Annotated in this window: 9 protein-coding genes and 1 pseudogene; 6 read left to right on the top strand and 4 right to left on the bottom strand. The window is 71.5% G+C overall.

Annotated features, from left to right (window positions below):
• The first annotated feature begins 358 nt into the window (after positions 1 to 358).
• Positions 359 to 1,810 (top strand): S1 family peptidase, encoded by a 1,452-nt coding sequence (locus OG622_RS06260; protein WP_371584016.1) that lies wholly within the window; start codon positions 359 to 361, stop codon positions 1,808 to 1,810.
• 311 nt (positions 1,811 to 2,121) lie between these two features.
• Here OG622_RS06260 and OG622_RS06255 read toward each other — a convergent pair whose 3' ends face one another.
• Positions 2,122 to 4,266 carry a SpoIIE family protein phosphatase gene (locus OG622_RS06255; RefSeq protein ID WP_371573999.1) on the bottom strand — a complete coding sequence of 715 codons (2,145 nt, stop codon included), beginning with the start codon at positions 4,264 to 4,266 and terminating at the stop codon, positions 2,122 to 2,124.
• Positions 4,267 to 4,757: 491 nt separating this feature from the next.
• Positions 4,758 to 5,122, bottom strand: a pseudogene (locus OG622_RS06250) (lantipeptide synthetase); the annotation flags it as partial.
• Positions 5,123 to 5,386: 264 nt separating this feature from the next.
• Here OG622_RS06250 and OG622_RS06245 point away from each other — a divergent pair.
• From OG622_RS06245 to OG622_RS06235, 3 genes are all read left to right on the top strand, one after another.
• Positions 5,387 to 7,807, top strand: a complete 2,421-nt coding sequence (locus tag OG622_RS06245) for a SpoIIE family protein phosphatase (protein ID WP_371573998.1) — start codon at positions 5,387 to 5,389, stop codon at positions 7,805 to 7,807.
• 120 nt (positions 7,808 to 7,927) lie between these two features.
• On the top strand, positions 7,928 to 8,101 hold the full coding sequence (locus tag OG622_RS06240) for a hypothetical protein (protein ID WP_371573997.1): 174 nt from the start codon (positions 7,928 to 7,930) through the stop codon (positions 8,099 to 8,101).
• Positions 8,102 to 8,105: 4 nt separating this feature from the next.
• The gene (locus OG622_RS06235) at positions 8,106 to 8,609 is read left to right on the top strand and encodes a metallophosphoesterase (protein ID WP_371573996.1); all 504 of its coding nucleotides are present in this window, start codon (positions 8,106 to 8,108) and stop codon (positions 8,607 to 8,609) included.
• Between the two features lie 79 nt (positions 8,610 to 8,688).
• On the opposite strand, the gene OG622_RS06230 is transcribed toward OG622_RS06235, so the two are convergent.
• On the bottom strand, positions 8,689 to 9,894 hold the full coding sequence (locus OG622_RS06230) for an XdhC family protein (protein ID WP_371573995.1): 1,206 nt from the start codon (positions 9,892 to 9,894) through the stop codon (positions 8,689 to 8,691).
• 227 nt (positions 9,895 to 10,121) lie between these two features.
• Between OG622_RS06230 and OG622_RS06225 the strand changes: the two genes are divergently transcribed.
• Positions 10,122 to 12,185: a GTP-binding protein gene (locus tag OG622_RS06225; RefSeq protein ID WP_371573994.1), complete on the top strand. Its 2,064-nt coding sequence runs from the start codon at positions 10,122 to 10,124 to the stop codon at positions 12,183 to 12,185.
• 197 nt (positions 12,186 to 12,382) lie between these two features.
• Positions 12,383 to 14,248 (top strand): endoglycosylceramidase, encoded by a 1,866-nt coding sequence (locus tag OG622_RS06220; RefSeq protein ID WP_371573993.1) that lies wholly within the window; start codon positions 12,383 to 12,385, stop codon positions 14,246 to 14,248.
• Here the strand turns inward: OG622_RS06220 and OG622_RS06215 are convergent.
• Entirely contained in the window at positions 14,241 to 15,506 is a 1,266-nt protein-coding gene (locus OG622_RS06215) for a YncE family protein (RefSeq protein ID WP_371573992.1), read from the bottom strand. The two genes, OG622_RS06220 and OG622_RS06215, sit on opposite strands and share 8 nt — an antisense overlap.
• Positions 15,507 to 15,770 lie beyond the last annotated feature (264 nt).

Genomic DNA, 15,770 nt, shown 5'->3' with positions numbered 1-15,770 from the left:
GTGTGGAGATTTCCCGAAGCCGGTTTCCCGGCCGTGGAGGTGGACGGACCGCTATCGACCGGTCGCTGAACGTGTCGTTCCGAGAGTGGGGTGCCGGCATCACGGAGCCCGCGCGGGAGGGTGCGGGCGGGAAGTCGTGACATGGCGTGCGAACTGGGGGCGTAGCGCTCTTTGCGAAATGGAAGATCGGAATCTTTTTGCGGAGCGTTGAACACCCCGCCGGAACCATGCGTACCAACTGGCAACCAGGCGCCCCCAGTTCACCCGCCGGACGGCGGCACGGACCCCGTCCCCAGGAGGTCAAGAGTTGAGTCACAAACGAGCCACCAAGCGTAAGGCGTTCATAGCCGCAGGCGGCGTGGCGGCGCTCGGCGCGGCAGCCCTCATCCTGCCGAACGCGATGGCGTCGCAGACGGATGCGAAGGACGCTGCCCCCAAGACGCTCGCCGCGAGTGACGCCTCGGACCTCGCCTCCCAGCTCCAGGAGTTGCTCGGTGACGCGTTCGCAGGCGCGTACTACGATTCGAGCGAGAAGCAGCTCATCATCAACGTCATCGACGGCCTTCAGATCGACGGCGACGACAACAACGTGATCATCCAGGCCCAGTCGGCCGGCGCGGAGGTCCGTGAGGTCGAGAACAGCTGGTCCGAGCTGCAGAAGGGCGCGGCGACGCTGAAGGAGGAGGCCAGCGTCCCGGGCACCGCCTGGGCGATCGACCCCCGCACCAACAAGCTCCAGGTCACCGCCGACTCCACGGTCACGGGCGAGAACTGGGACACCATCGAGTCGTCCGTCAAGTCGCTCGGCTCGGGCATGGCGACCATCAAGAAGTCCGCCGGCACGTTCAAGACCTTCCTGGAGGGCGGCGACGCCATCTTCGGCGGCGGCGCGCGCTGCTCGGCAGGCTTCAACGTGGTCAACGCCGAAGGTGCCCCGGCCTTCCTGACCGCCGGTCACTGCGGTGTCGCCGAGGCCGAGTGGTCCGAGGAGGAGGGCGGCGCCCCGATCGCCACGGTCGACGCCGCGACCGCCACGTTCCCCGGCGCCGGTGACTTCGCCCTGGTCAACTACAACGACCCGGCGACCCAGGCGGCCAGCACGGTCGACCTCGGCAACGGCCAGACGGTCAACATCAACGCGGCCGGAGAGGCCGCGGTCGGCCTCCAGGTCTTCCGCATGGGCAGCACGACCGGTCTCGCCGACGGCCAGGTCACCGGCCTCGAGGCCACGGTGAACTACCCCGAGGGCACGGTCACCGGTCTCATCCAGACCGACGTCTGCGCCGAGCCCGGCGACAGCGGCGGCTCGCTGTTCACCGAGGACGGCCAGGCCATCGGCCTGACCTCCGGCGGCAGCGGCGACTGCACCGTCGGCGGTGAGACCTTCTTCCAGCCGGTCACCACCGCCCTCGCGGCAGTCGGCGCGACCCTCGGCGACGCCGGCGCGGGCGCCGGTGAGGAAGCCGCCGGCGGTGCCGGTGACGCCGCGGGTGCGGGCGAAGAGGCCGATGGCGGCGCCGCCGCCGGTGCCGCTGCCGGTGCCGGTGAGGAAGAGGGCGCCGCGGCAGCGGGCGCGGGCGAGGAAGAGGGCGCCGCCGCAGCCGGTGTGGGCGAGGAAGAGGGCGCCGTCGCCGGTGCCGGTGGCGCCGGTGCCGCCGGTGTGGGCGACGCGGCCGGTGCCGGTGACGACGCCGGTGCCGGTGCCGACGCCGGAGCGGGCCAGCAGCACGACCAGGGTGTCGAGGAGCAGGGCGTCGACGAGCAGGGTGTCGAGGAGCAGGGTGTCGAGGAGCAGGGCGTCCAGCAGTAGGCGGACGCCACCCCCACACGTGGACGACGGCCCCGGGATCAGCGGCCACTGACCCCCGGGCCGTCGCCCCACGGCCCACCTGTCGGCCCCACCTGAGGGCTCCGGCCGACAGGTGGAACGGTCCGGCCCTCCGGCGGGAGGGTCGGACCGATTCGTTCTTTCTTGCGGCTGGGCTCGGGACCCGCACGGTCGCAACCCATCAGCGGCCCACAAGGGGCGCGGGGGAACTGCGCGACCAGCCACGACGAACCAGCAGCCGACGCATCAGCAGCAGCCGACGAACGACCCGCAGAACGCGCCGTCACCCGCCGTCACCCGTCACTCGCCGTCACACGCAGCAGCAACAACGCCACATCGTCCGCCCGCTCCTCCGCCGCCTCCGTCTCCCGTACGAGAGCGTCGGCGAGCGAGTCCAACGGCCGTTCCCCGGCCGTCGCCAGCCGCTCCCCGAGAGCCGCCAGCGCGTCCTCGATGTCGACCCCCGGCGACTCGATCAGCCCGTCCGTGTACAGGGCCAGCACGGACCCCTCGGCCAGCGCCACCTCGGTCGTCGGATACGTCGCCGCCGCGTCGATGCCCAGCAGCGGACCACCCGCGAGGTCGAGCACCCGCACCCTCCCGTCCGGCCGGCGCAGCAACGGCGGCGGATGCCCCGCCCTCGCCATGACGGCCGTCCCGTGCTCCGGATCGAGCCGCAGATACAGACAGCTGGCGAACAGCTCCGAACCCAGGTCGATGAGCAGCCGGTTGGTGCTGCTCATCACCTCCTCCGGCGCCTGCCCGACGGTCGTGTACGCGCGGACCGCCGTCCGGATCTGCCCCATCAGGCCCGCCGCCGTCACGTTGTGCCCCTGCACGTCGCCGATCACGGCGGAGGCACGCCCGTGCGAGAGGACCAGGTCGAAGAAGTCGCCGCCGATCTCCATGCCCCGGGTGGCGGGCAGATAGCGCGAGGCCGCCTCGATCCCCGGGATCGACGGCAGTGAGTGCGGCAGCAGCGCCTGCTGCAGCCCGTGCGCCAGCTGATGCTTGGCGTCGTACAGCAGCGCGCGTTCCAGCGCCTGGGCGATGAAACCGCTGAGGCTGGTCAGCACCGCGCGCTCGTCGGCGGGGAACGGATGAGGGTCCGCGTACCCGAGCACCCAGGTGCCCACCGGCCGCCCCGACGCGATCAGCGGGATGTACGCCCAGGCGGCAAGTCCGTCCGGGGGGTCCTGCCGCATCGGATAGAGGCGCTCCAACTGCTGCCGGGTCTCGAAGAAGGCGGGCACCCCGGTGGTCAGGGCGTGCGCCCCGGGCATCGGCGCGGTGAGCGGCATGCCGTCGAAGCGTTCCACGAGGTGCGGGTCGGCATAGCCGCGGTGTCCGAGGACATGCAGGCGCCCCGCGCGCGAGCCGAACATCACGAGGGCCTGGCTGCCGAGGGCCGGGGCGATCTCGTCGGCGACCAGTTCCACCACGTCCTGCACGCCCACCGCCTCGGTGAGCGCGCTCGCCAGCGCCAGTACGTGGTTGGTGGTCACCAGCCTGCCCGGCCCGTCGTCCTCCAGCCGCGCCGCTTGCTGGGCCTCGGCGACCGCACGGGCCCGCGAGATCCGTATGCTCAGCCCGTTCGTCCCCGGATACAGCCGGAACGACAGCCAGTCGCTCGGCGGTCTGAGCGCCACGAACGACGTCACGTGCTGGCTCATCAGCGCCGCCCGGTACCGGTCCTCGTACGCGGGATCGTTGAGCCACGGCACCGACGCCCACAGCTGGGTGCCCAGCAGTGCGCTCACCGGGATGCCGAGCAGCTCGGCCGTGGCCGCGTTGGCGAACGTGATCCGCCCGTGCAGATCGAGCGCGCACATCCCGTACGGCAGCCGCGCCACCATCCGTGCCGCCTCCACCGTGCCGAGCGTCCCGGCGACCATGGTCGCCGACGGCGCCGACAGGTCCGGCTCCGGCAGCACCGGACGGCCCTCATCCTCGGCGCGCCGCAGCCGTTTCGCGAGCCGGTCGCAGGCCGAGGTCAGCTGGTCCCGCTCGCGGTCGCTGAGCTCCGGCGGGTGGGAGCCGGGCCAGGTCAGGAAGACGGCGCCGTAGGTGGCGTCGCGGGTCGCCACCGGGAGGGCGGCCAGGGCGAAGGGATAGGGCAGGACCACGGCGATCCGGGGATAGCGGCGGGCCATCTGCTCCTCGCCGCTGACCCACACCAGCCGTTGCCCCCGTACCGCCTCGGAGACCGGGACCGGCGCGCTCAGTCCCACCCGTTCCCACGGTGCGGCGAACGACCTCGGCAGCCCCGCCATGACCGCCATCTCCAGGACCGGCTCGTCCGGCGTCAGCAGATACACCGCCCCGGAATGCGCGCCGACGTCGTCCATCATCGCGGCCAGCGCCAGGGACAGCAGCGGATGGCCGACGCGGGTCGTCTCGACGGTCGTCCGCCCGCCGGACGCGTGGACGTCGGACATCCCGACCACCTCCTCGCCCGGCCGCGCGACGGTTCCAGGGTCAAGGCTCCTCCTTGGGGGCCGCCCGCGCACGGCGAGCGCCCCGCGCCGGACGAACGGCCCCACCCCCTCTTGCCCGGCCCATGCCCCCTCGCCTGAGGCGCGCACTCGCGCACGGGCGCCGCGAGTGCGCCCCTACGCACCCCGATGGCTGGTTCTTCGCGCCCGGACGTGGTCGGGGGCGCCAACAACGGGCACGCGCTGAGGCGGAGGACATCGGTGGCCGGCAGGCGGAGGGCGAACGTGATCGGGGTTGGAGCTGCTGCCTCTGGAGTGCGTTCAAGAGCGTTCTGGTGAGCGGGAGTGAGTACCGTCCAGGCCGGACCAGGAGTCCAGCCCCGACCTGGCGGTGAGCGCGCACGGGTCGATCTCGGCGGCCGGACCGCCCAGCCGGGCCGTCATCCGCCGAGCCCCACTGCGTCCGTGGCGTCCCGCGGCTCTGCCTCGGGAACGCGGGCCGCGTACTTGGCGTTGCGCAGACGCAGGAGGTGCGGGCCCGGCACGAACTTGAACGGATGTTCCGGGGCATGCGGCAGTCCCACACGATCGCCGCGATCCGGTCCGCGTTCGCCCGGGTGGCGGAGGCGTGCACCTTCCATCCCTGGGTGGGTCCGGGACGGGGCAGCTCGCCGTCGTCGACCGGGGTCAGCGTCAGCCAGTCCCCGATCCGGGCGGCCCGCCGGCCCTCGGGGACCGCCCGACCGGCGGTCTCGTGGCCGGGAGCCGCCGTGCCGTCGCGGTCACCGGCCGAGACCCGGTCCGGTGTCTCGCAGAAGTGTCTGTCGGCGAGCGCGTACGCCTCGTACCGCTTGTCCATACGGGTTTCCCTCGGGTCCTGTGCCATCGCCCCCTGGGCCAAGTGATGACGAGCCTTCCAGCCCGCCGGAGCGCCCGACAGTCACGGCCGCCACCAGTGACCCGTCACGCCTGTCACGCGCTCACCGTGCGGAACGCATACGTAAAGATCTGTTCGGTGTCTTTCGAATCCGGGCGGCGCGGAGCGGGTCTCCGGCCCCTCCCCGACCTCGCGGAACGGTCCCAGGGGCTGCGCGAGCGTGCTGGAAGCGCTGTAATTACGGACGTGGTCAGTGCAGGCGCTGCGGAACGCGGAACGAGGACGCTGCGTGCCGAACTCGCGCTCAAGTCGCTCGGTGGCGACCTCGATCCGCACGAGCGGCTGCACGCCATCCTCGAACAGGTGCTCGTGTTCACGAGTGCGACCGTCACCGCCGTGTACCTCCCGGACGGCGAAGGCGACGCGCTGCTGCTGGCCGGCTCGGCCGGCGTACCGAGGAGCCTGTACGGGCTCCGCGACAGCTACCCGGCCGCAGGGGCCGCCCCGGCCGCCGAGGCGTGCCGTACGGGCCGGCCGCGCTGGCTCGTCTCCGCCGACCTCCAGCAGGACGCCGACGTGCGCCGCGCCCACGCCGAGGACTTCTCGCTGGGCGTGCTGCCGCTGCGCGAACGGGGCTGCCTCGTCGCCGTCGGAGACGGCACGGACGCCTTCGACGCCGAGGACCGGCACTGCCTCGACCTGCTCGCCGAGGCGGTCACCAGCACCGCCCCCGCCAGGCCCGCGGGGCCCGGCGCCTCGTTCGACCTGGCCATGGACACCGGGCGGGTCGAGGTCGACGACGGGCTGCTGGAACTGTTCGGCATGGGCCCGGACGACTTCGACGGCCGGGTCGAGACGCTGATCGCGCTGACCGTGCCCGAGGACCTGCCCGCGCTGATGTCCGTCGTGGAGGCGGACCACATGTCCATCGGCGACCGGGAGCTGGAGTTCCGCATCCTGCAGCCCTCCGGCGAGCAGAAGTGGCTCAGGCTGCGCGGCCGCATCCTGCCCGGCGGCGAGAACCGGCCCGCCCGTCTCGTCGGCACCGTCGCCGACGCCTCCACCCTGCGCACCGGCCGCGGCGACGTGGCCCGCATCCAGCGCCTCGCCGCCGCCCTGGCCACCGCCGGCACGGTCCGTGACGTCAGCCAGGCCGTGGTGACCGCCCTGCGCAAACCGCTCCGGGCCGACCGGATCGCTCTCGCCGAGCTGGAGGGCGACCGCCTGGTCGTCACCGTCCTCGATCCGCCGCAGCCGGAGATCTGGCCCGAGGTGTGGCGCTCCGAATGGCGCTCCGAATGGCCGGACGCGCCGGTACGCACCATGCCGACCCTCGCCACCGCGCTGCGCGAGGGACGCGCCGGGATCTGGCCCGCCGGGGCCGATCTGGAGCCGGCCCTCGCCGGCGTCGGCCCAGGCGGCCTGGCCGTCCTCCCGCTGCCCGCCGGGGGCCGCATGGCCGGGGCCTGCCTGATCGGCTGGGACAACCCCCACGACTTCGGCCCCGAGGAGCGCGCCCTGCTCACCGCCGCCTCGGGCCTCGCCGGGCAGGCCCTGATGCGCGCCCACGCCTTCGACGCCGAACACGAACTCATCGGCATGCTCCAGCGCACCCTCCTCCCGCGCCGCCTGCCCCAGCTGCCCGGCGCGGTCGCCGTCGCCCGCTATCTGCCCACCACCGCCGGTCTGGAGGTCGGCGGCGACTGGTACGACGTCATCCCGCTGCCCGACAACCACGTGGCTTTCGTCATCGGCGACGTCCAGGGCCACAACGCGGGCGCCGCCACCCTCATGGGCCAGATGCGCACCGCCCTGCGCGCCTACGCCGTCGAGGGGCACCCCCCGGACGTCGTCGTCTCGCACGCCAACCGGCTCCTCGTGGACATGGAGACCGACCTCTTCGCCACCTGCTGCTATGTCGACATCGACATGGAGGAGGGTTCCGCCTGGTACGTGCGCGCCGGACACATCCCGCCAGTGCTCCGTCACCCGGACGGCACCACCGAGATCAGCGAGGCGGAGGGCGGACCACCGCTCGGCGTCATCATGCGGGCCGACTTCCCGATGAGCCCCCTGCGCCTGGCCCCCGGCACCCTGCTGGCCCTCACCACGGACGGCCTCGTCGAGTCCGCCGACGTCGACGTCGAGGACGGCCTCGACCACCTCGCCGCCGAACTGTCCGCCGCCGACCCCGCGCACCTCGGCGTGGTCGCCGACACCCTGCTGCGCGGCGCCAACCGCGACGACGACGTGGCCCTTCTCCTCGTGCGCTACGACGGCATGGCCCTGCGCCCCCAGCGCGAGAACTGGAGCGTGTGGCGCGTCCCGCAGGCGGTCGGGCAGGCCCGTCGCTACACCCGGCGCGTGCTGCGCCGCTGGGACGTCGAGTCCATGGCCGACACCGTGCTCCTCGTCGTCTCCGAACTCGTCACCAACGCCCTCGTCCACACCGACGGCCGGGTCCGCCTCGACCTCACCCTGCTGGCGGACCGCCTGCGCGTCGCGGTGGCCGACTCCTCACCCCGTACGCCGATGAAACCCACCATCATCGGCTGGGAGGCCACCGGCGGCCGCGGCATCCTCCTCGTCGAGGCCGTGTCCTCCGCCTGGGGCAGCGTCCCGGTCAGCGGCGGCAAACAGGTGTGGGCGGAGATCCCCCTCGAGTGAGCCCGACGGGCCGGGGCAGGCCAGGGGGCGAGCCGATGTCGGGCAGCCGCAGGCGGCCGCGCGGCGGGTGCCGTCCGCCCTGAGAAGGCGGGCTGTTCGGTGCCGTTTCGGGCGGGGGTGATGATTCACCGGCCCGCCGGGCAGTGGTCCGGATGCGGGGCCTTCACCCGCGCACGGAACTCCCCCACGGACACCGTCTCCGGCATGGGCATGGGCATGGGCATGGGCATGGGCATGGGCATGCGCGGCGCCGTACCTCCGTCGAGTGCGGTCCGCCACCGGATGGCACCCTGACTCCGTGCGCCTGCTGCTGATGTCCGACACCCACCTGCCCAAGCGCGCGAAGGCGCTGCCCGAGCGACTTCTCGCCGAGCTCGCGGAGGCCGACGTGGTCGTCCACGCCGGTGACTGGGTCGACGAGGCCACCCTCGACCTCCTCCAAGCCCGCTCCCGCCGACTGATCGCCGTGTACGGCAACAACGACGGCCCCGCCCTGCGCGCCCGCCTCCCCGAGGTGGCCCACGCCGGACTGGCCGGCCTGCGCCTCGCCGTCGTCCACGAGACCGGCCCCGCCCAGGGCCGCGAGCACCGCTGCGCCGCCCGTTTCCCCGACACCGACGTCCTCGTCTTCGGCCACAGCCACATCCCCTGGGACACGACCACGGCCACCGGCCTGCGCCTCCTCAACCCCGGGTCCCCGACCGACCGCCGCCGCCTGCCCCACTGCACCTACATGACGGCGACGGTGGCGGAGGGCGCGCTGACGGACGTACACCTGCACCGACTGCCACCCCGGACCTGACCCCGGCCGGGCCGCCGATCGACCGCCGATGTTCCGCCGACGGTTCTGCCGTCGCGGTCCTCGACTGTCGTCCTGCTGTTCAACCGCTCGGATCCGGCGGATGGATCACCCCGGTCGTCGCCGTCAGCGGCACCCCGCTGCCGCCCCAGCGGAGCGCGACGATCTCCGCCGCCACGGACACGGCCACCTCCTCCGGCGTACGGGCTCCGAGGTCCAGGCCGACCGGGGAACGCAGCCGGGACAGTCCGGCCGCGTCGAGCCCGGCCTCCCGCAGCCGCCGCATCCGGTCGTCGTGCGTACGGCGGCTGCCCATCGCCCCGATGTACGCGGCGGGGCGGCGCAGCGCCTCCTGAAGGAGCGGCACGTCGAACCTGGGGTCATGGGTGAGAACGCAGATCACCGTGCGGTCGTCGGTGGGGGTGCCGCGCAGATAGCGGTGCGGCCAGTCGACGATCACCTCGACGGCGGCGGGGAAGCGTTTCGGGGTGGCGAAGACCGGGCGGGCGTCGCAGACCGTGACGCGGTAGCCGAGGAAGTCCCCGATACGGGCGACCGCCGCCGCGTAGTCGATCGCGCCGAAGACCAGCATGCGGGGCGGGGACGCGAAGGAGTGCAGGAAGACGGTGACCGAGTCCTCGCGCCGTTCGCCGTGCGGCCCGTAGTGCCGCTGCCCGGTGGCGCCCTGGGCCAACTCGCCCCGCGCGTCGGCGGCCACCGCCGCGTCCAGCCCCGCCGAGCCGAGCGTGCCGAGCGTGCCGTGTGCGAGGGGTGTGCTGGGCGTGCCGTGTGTCCCGTGCAGGGGGGATGTGACGGGTGCGCTGTGCGCGGCGGGTGTGCCGGACGTCGCTTCCGGCCCCGGCCACACGGCGAGCGTGGCGCCGCGCGGGGCGAGGCCGTCGAGCACGGTCGCGACGGTCACCGGGTGCCCCGCGTCCACGGACTGCACGACCCGCCCGAGCGCCGGGTCCTCTGCCGCCGTCACCCGCCGCACCAGGAGCGTGATCTCCCCGCCGCACGTCAGCCCCACGGCGAACGCGTCCTCGTCGCTGTACCCGAAGGTCTCGATCCGCGACTCTCCGGACGCCACGACCTCCTGGGCCAGCTCGAACACCGCACCCTCCACACAGCCGCCGGACACACTGCCCACGACCTCGTCGCCGGGCCCGACCGCCATGGACGCCCCCGGCCCGCGGGGGGCGCTCCGACTGACCGCGACGACCGTGGCGAGGCCGAAGGGGGAGCCCGACGCGTACCACTCGCCGAGCGCAGGGAGGATCTCACGCACGGTTTCGCTCCTCTCACCGCCACCACCCGTGCCTCCAGCGTCCAACAGTCCGCTCCCCACCGCCTGCCGCCAGGATTTCTCGCCCCGCCGCCCGAAAAATCGTTGGCGAGTGCGCGAACCGCTCTGCTTCACTGCGCCGAAGCCCCCAACCGGTCAAGGAGCCCCGATGCGCACTGCGTTCATGTCCACCCAGGAAGGAATGACCCCCATTTCGAAGGACATGACGCTTGTCACGCACGCTCAACCTCGGCATCCTCGCGCACGTCGACGCGGGTAAGACCAGCCTCACCGAACGCCTGCTGCACACCGTCGGAGTCATCGACGAGATCGGCAGCGTCGACGACGGCAGCACCCGCACGGACTCCCTCGCGCTGGAACGGCAGCGCGGCATCACCATCAAGTCCGCCGTCGTCTCGTTCGAGATCGACGACCTCACCGTCAACCTCATCGACACGCCCGGGCACCCCGACTTCATCGCCGAGGTGGAGCGCGTCCTGAACGTGCTCGACGGCGCCGTCCTCGTCGTCTCGGCCGTCGAGGGCGTCCAGGCACAGACCCGTGTCCTGATGCGTACCCTGCGACGCCTGCGCATCCCCACGCTGATCTTCGTCAACAAGCTCGACCGCCGGGGCGCACGCCACCAGGACCTGCTGGAGACCATCGCGGCACGGCTCACCCCGGCGATCGTCTCCATGGGCGAGGTCGGCCGACTCGGCACCCCCGAGGCCCACTTCACCCGGTACACCCCCCTCCCGCCCCGGCTCCTGGAACTCCTCGCGGAGCACGACGACGACCTGCTCGCGGCCTACGTCGATCACGTCGATCACGTCGATCACGAGACGCCCGTCCCCGCCACCCGGCTGCGCGCGACCCTCGCCGCCCAGACCGGCGAAGCCCTGGTCCACCCGGTGTTCCACGGCTCCGCGATCACGGGCGCGGGGATCGGTGAACTCATCGACGGAATCCGCGAGTTGCTGCCCGCGACCGGCCGACGAGACGCAGGCCACGGAGACGAAGGAGAAGGCGGAGGAGACCGAGGAGACGGAGAAGAGGACGGCCCGGTCTCCGGCACCGTCTTCAAGGTCGAGCGCGGCCCGGCCGGGGAGAAGATCGCCTACGTGCGGATGTTCACCGGGACGGTACGCACCCGCGACCGGCTGCCCTTCCGTGACGGCGCGCTCGAAGGCAAGGTCACCGCGATCAGCGTCTTCGAGGGCGGAGCGGCCGTTCGCGCCACGGCCGTGTCGGCGGGCCGGATCGCGAAGCTGTGGGGCCTCGCCGACATCCGGATCGGCGACACCCTCGGCGTACCGCGCGAGCGGGCGGCCGACGGGCACCACTTCTCCCCGCCCACCCTCGAAACGGTCGTCCTCCCCGCCCGTGCCACGGACAGGGCCACCCTTCACCTCGCCCTCACCCAACTGGCCGAGCAGGACCCGCTGATCGGTCTCCGCCACGACGACCTCCGGCAGGAGACCTCCGTGTCGCTGTACGGGGAGGTGCAGAAGGAGGTCGTGCAGGCGACGCTCGCCGACGAGTACGGCATCGACGTCACCTTCCGCGAGACGACGACCATCTGCGTCGAGCGCCTCGCCGGCGTCGGCGCGGCCGTGGAGTTCAACAAGAAGGACGGCAATCCGTTCCTCGCGACGGTCGGGCTGCGGGTGGAGCCGGCGCCGGTCGGCTCCGGGGTCGCCTTCCGCCTGGAGGTGGAGCTGGGGTCCATGCCGTACGCGTTCTTCAAGGCCGTCGAGGACACCGTGCGGGAGGCGCTGGAGCAGGGCGTCCACGGCTGGCGGGTCCCCGACTGCACGGTCACGATGACGCACTCCGGCTACTCGCCCCGGCAGAGCCACGCCCACCAGGGCTTCGACAAGAGCATGTCGAGCACGGGCGCGGACTTCCGCGGACTGACCCCGCTGGTGCTGATGGACGCGCTGCGGCGGGCCGGCACCCGCGTCCACGAGCCGATGCACCGTTTCCGCATCGACGCCCCGGCGGACACCCTGGGCGCGGTCCTGCCGGTGCTGGCCGCGCTGCGCGCCGTACCGCGGGACACCCGGACGAGCGGGACGGCCGTACGGCTGGAGGGGCTGGTGCCTGCCGCCCAGGTGCACGGACTGGAGCAGCGGCTGCCCGGACCGACCGGTGGGGAGGGCGAGTTGGAGACGGTCTTCGACCACTACGCGCCCGTCGGCGGTACGGCCGTCCCCGAACGGCCGCGCACCGATCTCAACCCCCTCGACCGCAAGGAGTACCTGCTGAACCTGACCCGGCGGGTGGGTGTCTGAGCGGCGCCGGAGGACCACGCGGGGGCCTGTACCGGGCCCCCGCGCGGGCGCACAAGGCCCCACTGAGTCGTGCGGGGCAAAGAATCGGCCGTGACAGGTGAAGTGCTATGTGAAAACGGGTACTTACTCGTGCGTCAGTTGCTATTGACGGCTCGCCTGCCCATTGGGACGGTAGTGACATGTCGAATGTGTCGGACATGTCAAGATTGCGCACCCGTCTGCTCGGTGTCCTGCTTCTCGTCACCGGCTTCCTGACCACGGCGGGCCCCACCCAGTCCGCCTCCGCTCTCACTGACGAACTTTGGTTCGACTCGCAGGCCGCGGCCACCCTCACCGTGGAGGGCGGCCGCTTCAAGGACGGACTCGGCCGCGAGGTCGTCCTGCGCGGCTACAACGTCTCGGGTGAGACGAAACTCAAGGAGAACAACGGTCTGCCCTTCGCCTCGGTCGCCGACGCGAAGAAGTCGGCGACCGCCCTCAGGGCACTCGGCGGCGGCAACTCCGTCCGCTTCCTGCTGTCCTGGGCCTACGCGGAACCGGTGCGCGGGCAGGTGAACACCACCTACCTCGCGGCGGCCACCGCACAGATGGGCGCGTTCCTGGACGCGGGGATCCGCGTCTACCCCGACTTCCACCAGGACCTCTACTCCCGCTGGCTGTTCGACTCGGACAGCTGGTACACCGGCGACGGCGCGCCCAAGTGGGCCGTCGACCTGGGTGACTATCCCGACGAGTACTGCGGGATCTGTCCGTTCTGGGGCCAGAACATCACGTCCAACGCGGCCGTGACGGAGTCGACGTACGACTTCTGGCACAACGCCTACGGGCTTCAGGACTCCTTCCTGGACACCGCCCAGAAGACGATGACGTACGTGAAGTCGAACCTCACGTCCGCCCAGTTCCAGGGCGTCGTCGGCTTCGACCCGTGGAACGAGCCGCATCCCGGCATCCTCGACTCGGGCCAGACCAGCAGGACGTGGGAGAAGGACGTCCTGTGGCCGTTCTACGTCAAGTTCCGCTCCCGGATGGACGCGGCGGGCTGGCAGTCCAAGCCGGCCTTCGTCGAGCCGAACCTCTTCTGGAACGCCAACATCGACTTCCAGAAGCAGGAGGGCGGACTCCTCGACGCGGGCACGATCGGACCGCGCTACGTCTTCAACACCCACTTCTACGACCAGAAGGCGATCTCCGGCGTCTTCATGTGGGGCAAGGCGGAGAACGGCCAGTACGTGAACGACTTCGGGACCGTGCGTGACCGGGCCACCGCCGGCGGCACCACGGCGATCATCAGCGAGTTCGGACACCCGCTCAACGGCTCGGTCTCCGACAAGGCGCCCACGGTCTACAAGGCCATGTACCAGGCGCTGGACTCCCGGGTGAAGGGCGTCAACTGGTGGTCGGACCCGGCCTCCTCGGGCCCGGTCCTGTCCGGCTCCCAGTGGCAGTGGGACATCTACTGGGGCCGTCACCACGAGCTGATGAACGACAACCCCGACGAGGTGCAGGTCGAGGGTGACGCCTGGAACGACGAGGATCTGTCGGCCGTGCGTCTCGACGACTCCGGTACGGCCGTGCTCCGCCAGGACGCCCGGATGCTGGACCGGATCTACCCGAGCGCCACGGCGGGCAGCACGGTCGCCTTCACCTACGAGGACCGGTCGCGCGACGGCTCCACGACGCTGACGTGGAACCCGGTGCCCAGCTCACTGCCGAACGTCTCCTCGCTCGTCGGCTCGGGCCAGTACTCCCTGCTGGTCTGGCGCTCGGACGGCAGTACCGAACCGACCGAGCTGCACCTCCCGGCGTCCTTCCCCACCGCGTCCACCACGGTGGTCTCCGACCTCGGGGTCACGGCGGCGCCGCCGGCGTACACCACCTCGACACCGATCGCCGCCGCCAAGGAACCGGGCGGCACCGGCAGCCGCCGGCTGCTCCTCACCGCCGCCGACACGGGCAAGCTCCACTACGCCCTGGTCACCAACGGCGCGACAGCCCCGTCCGCCACGCAACTGGGCGCGGCACGGACGGAGCTGTCGAACTGGCTGACCTCTGAATTCAGTTAGCCGAGGTCCCGGTCCAGTCGGCGGGCACACGCGCGAGACGCACTCGCTGCGGGTGGTCGCCGACTGCGACGGACACGGTCTTCTTCCCGGTGGCGAAGTCGATCGCCGTGACCTGGTCGGCGCCGCTCTCGGAGACCACACAGGACTTGCCGTCACCGCTGACGGTCGACCAGTACGGCTTGGAGACGGGGACGAGCGGCCCTTCCTGGAAGGTCGCGCGGTCCACGACGGTCGCGTAGTCGTCCATCGTGCCCGCGATGCACAGCTTCGTGCCGTCCGGCTTCATCGTGAGGCCGTGGTGGCGCGAGTCGTTGACGAAGGTCGTACGGTCGTCGCTGACCCCCGCGGACTTGGGCAGGGTCTTGGTGCGGGTGATCTTGTCGGTGGCGATGTCGTACTCGAAGAAGCCGTTGAAGAACGACACCTGGAAGTACAGCTTCGTCTCGTCGGGCGAGAACGCGGCGGGCCGGACCGCGTCCGAGTAGTCGCTCAGCCCGATCGCGTCGAGGCGTGCCCGCATGTCGATCACCTTGACCTGCTGGAAGGTGGTCGTGTCGACGACCGTGATCTTCCGGTCGCCCTTCGTCCAGTCCAGCCAGGGCGCGTCGGTCTGCGTGTTCACATCGCCGATCGCCATGTTCCAGACGTACTTGCCGTCGCTGGTGAAGATGTTCTCGTGCGGCTTGTCGCCGGTCTTGAACGAACCGAGCTGCTTGCCGGTGACGATGTCCAGCACATGCACGGTGTTCGCCGTCGAGGCCGAGACCGCGACGCGCTTGCCGTCGGGGGAGACCGCCATGTGGTCGGAGCGGTAACCCGACACCGGGAAGCGCCAGTTGATGGCACCGGTCTTGAGGTCGATGGAGACCACGTCGGCGAAGCTCGGGCGGGAGACGACCATCGACGAGCCGTCCGGCGTGGAGTACATGTCGTCCACGTACTGGTCGTGGCCCTCACCCACGCTGTTGCGGATCGTCATGTAGGCGATCCACCTGATCGGATCGGCGTTGATCTCGGCGATCCGCGCGTCCTTGTCGGGGATGACGTTGACCCGGCCGACCTTGGCGAAGTCGCCGGAGGACTTGATGACGTCCGCGGTGCCCTCCCAGTTGTTGCCCACGAACATCACCTCCCGCAGATCGGCCGCGGCACTCGCGGGGGTGGCGGTCGCGGCGCCGGAGGCCGTCAGGGCGAGAGCGGCGGCGACGGCGCCGAGGTGGCGGTTTCTGCGGCGGCGGGGGGTGCGGGTGTCGGACATGGTCGGTTCCTCCTGCTTGCTCAAGGCATGACAACGAGCTCAAGGGGCGTGAGGGAAGAGACGGGAAGCGGGAAGTCTGAATACAGCTGCGTTCAAATGAACTTACTGGAAAGTAAGGAACGGTCCCGCTTCACCACAAGACCTAGGGGCACGACAAAATCGAGGGACGGCCGATCCGGCCGTCAATGAGCGAGGTTCGCCAGTTGGATTAGCGCATCGTAGTGATCCCGTGGCAGACTGTGACGCGCACGCCCGGCGCCCAGG

This window comes from Streptomyces sp. NBC_01314 (genome assembly GCF_041435215.1).
Taxonomy (GTDB): Bacteria; Actinomycetota; Actinomycetes; order Streptomycetales; family Streptomycetaceae; genus Streptomyces.
Note: the sequence above shows the minus strand (reverse complement) of the source record. Positions and strands in the feature narration are given on the sequence as shown.

Coding starts and splice junctions, on each gene's coding strand:
- OG622_RS06220 (WP_371573993.1), top strand. CDS start 12,383: ATGTCAAGATTGCGCACCCGTCTGCTCGGTGTCCTGCTTCTCGTCACC.
- OG622_RS06215 (WP_371573992.1), bottom strand. CDS start 15,506: ATGTCCGACACCCGCACCCCCCGCCGCCGCAGAAACCGCCACCTCGGC.
- OG622_RS06240 (WP_371573997.1), top strand. CDS start 7,928: ATGATTCACCGGCCCGCCGGGCAGTGGTCCGGATGCGGGGCCTTCACC.
- OG622_RS06255 (WP_371573999.1), bottom strand. CDS start 4,266: ATGTCCGACGTCCACGCGTCCGGCGGGCGGACGACCGTCGAGACGACC.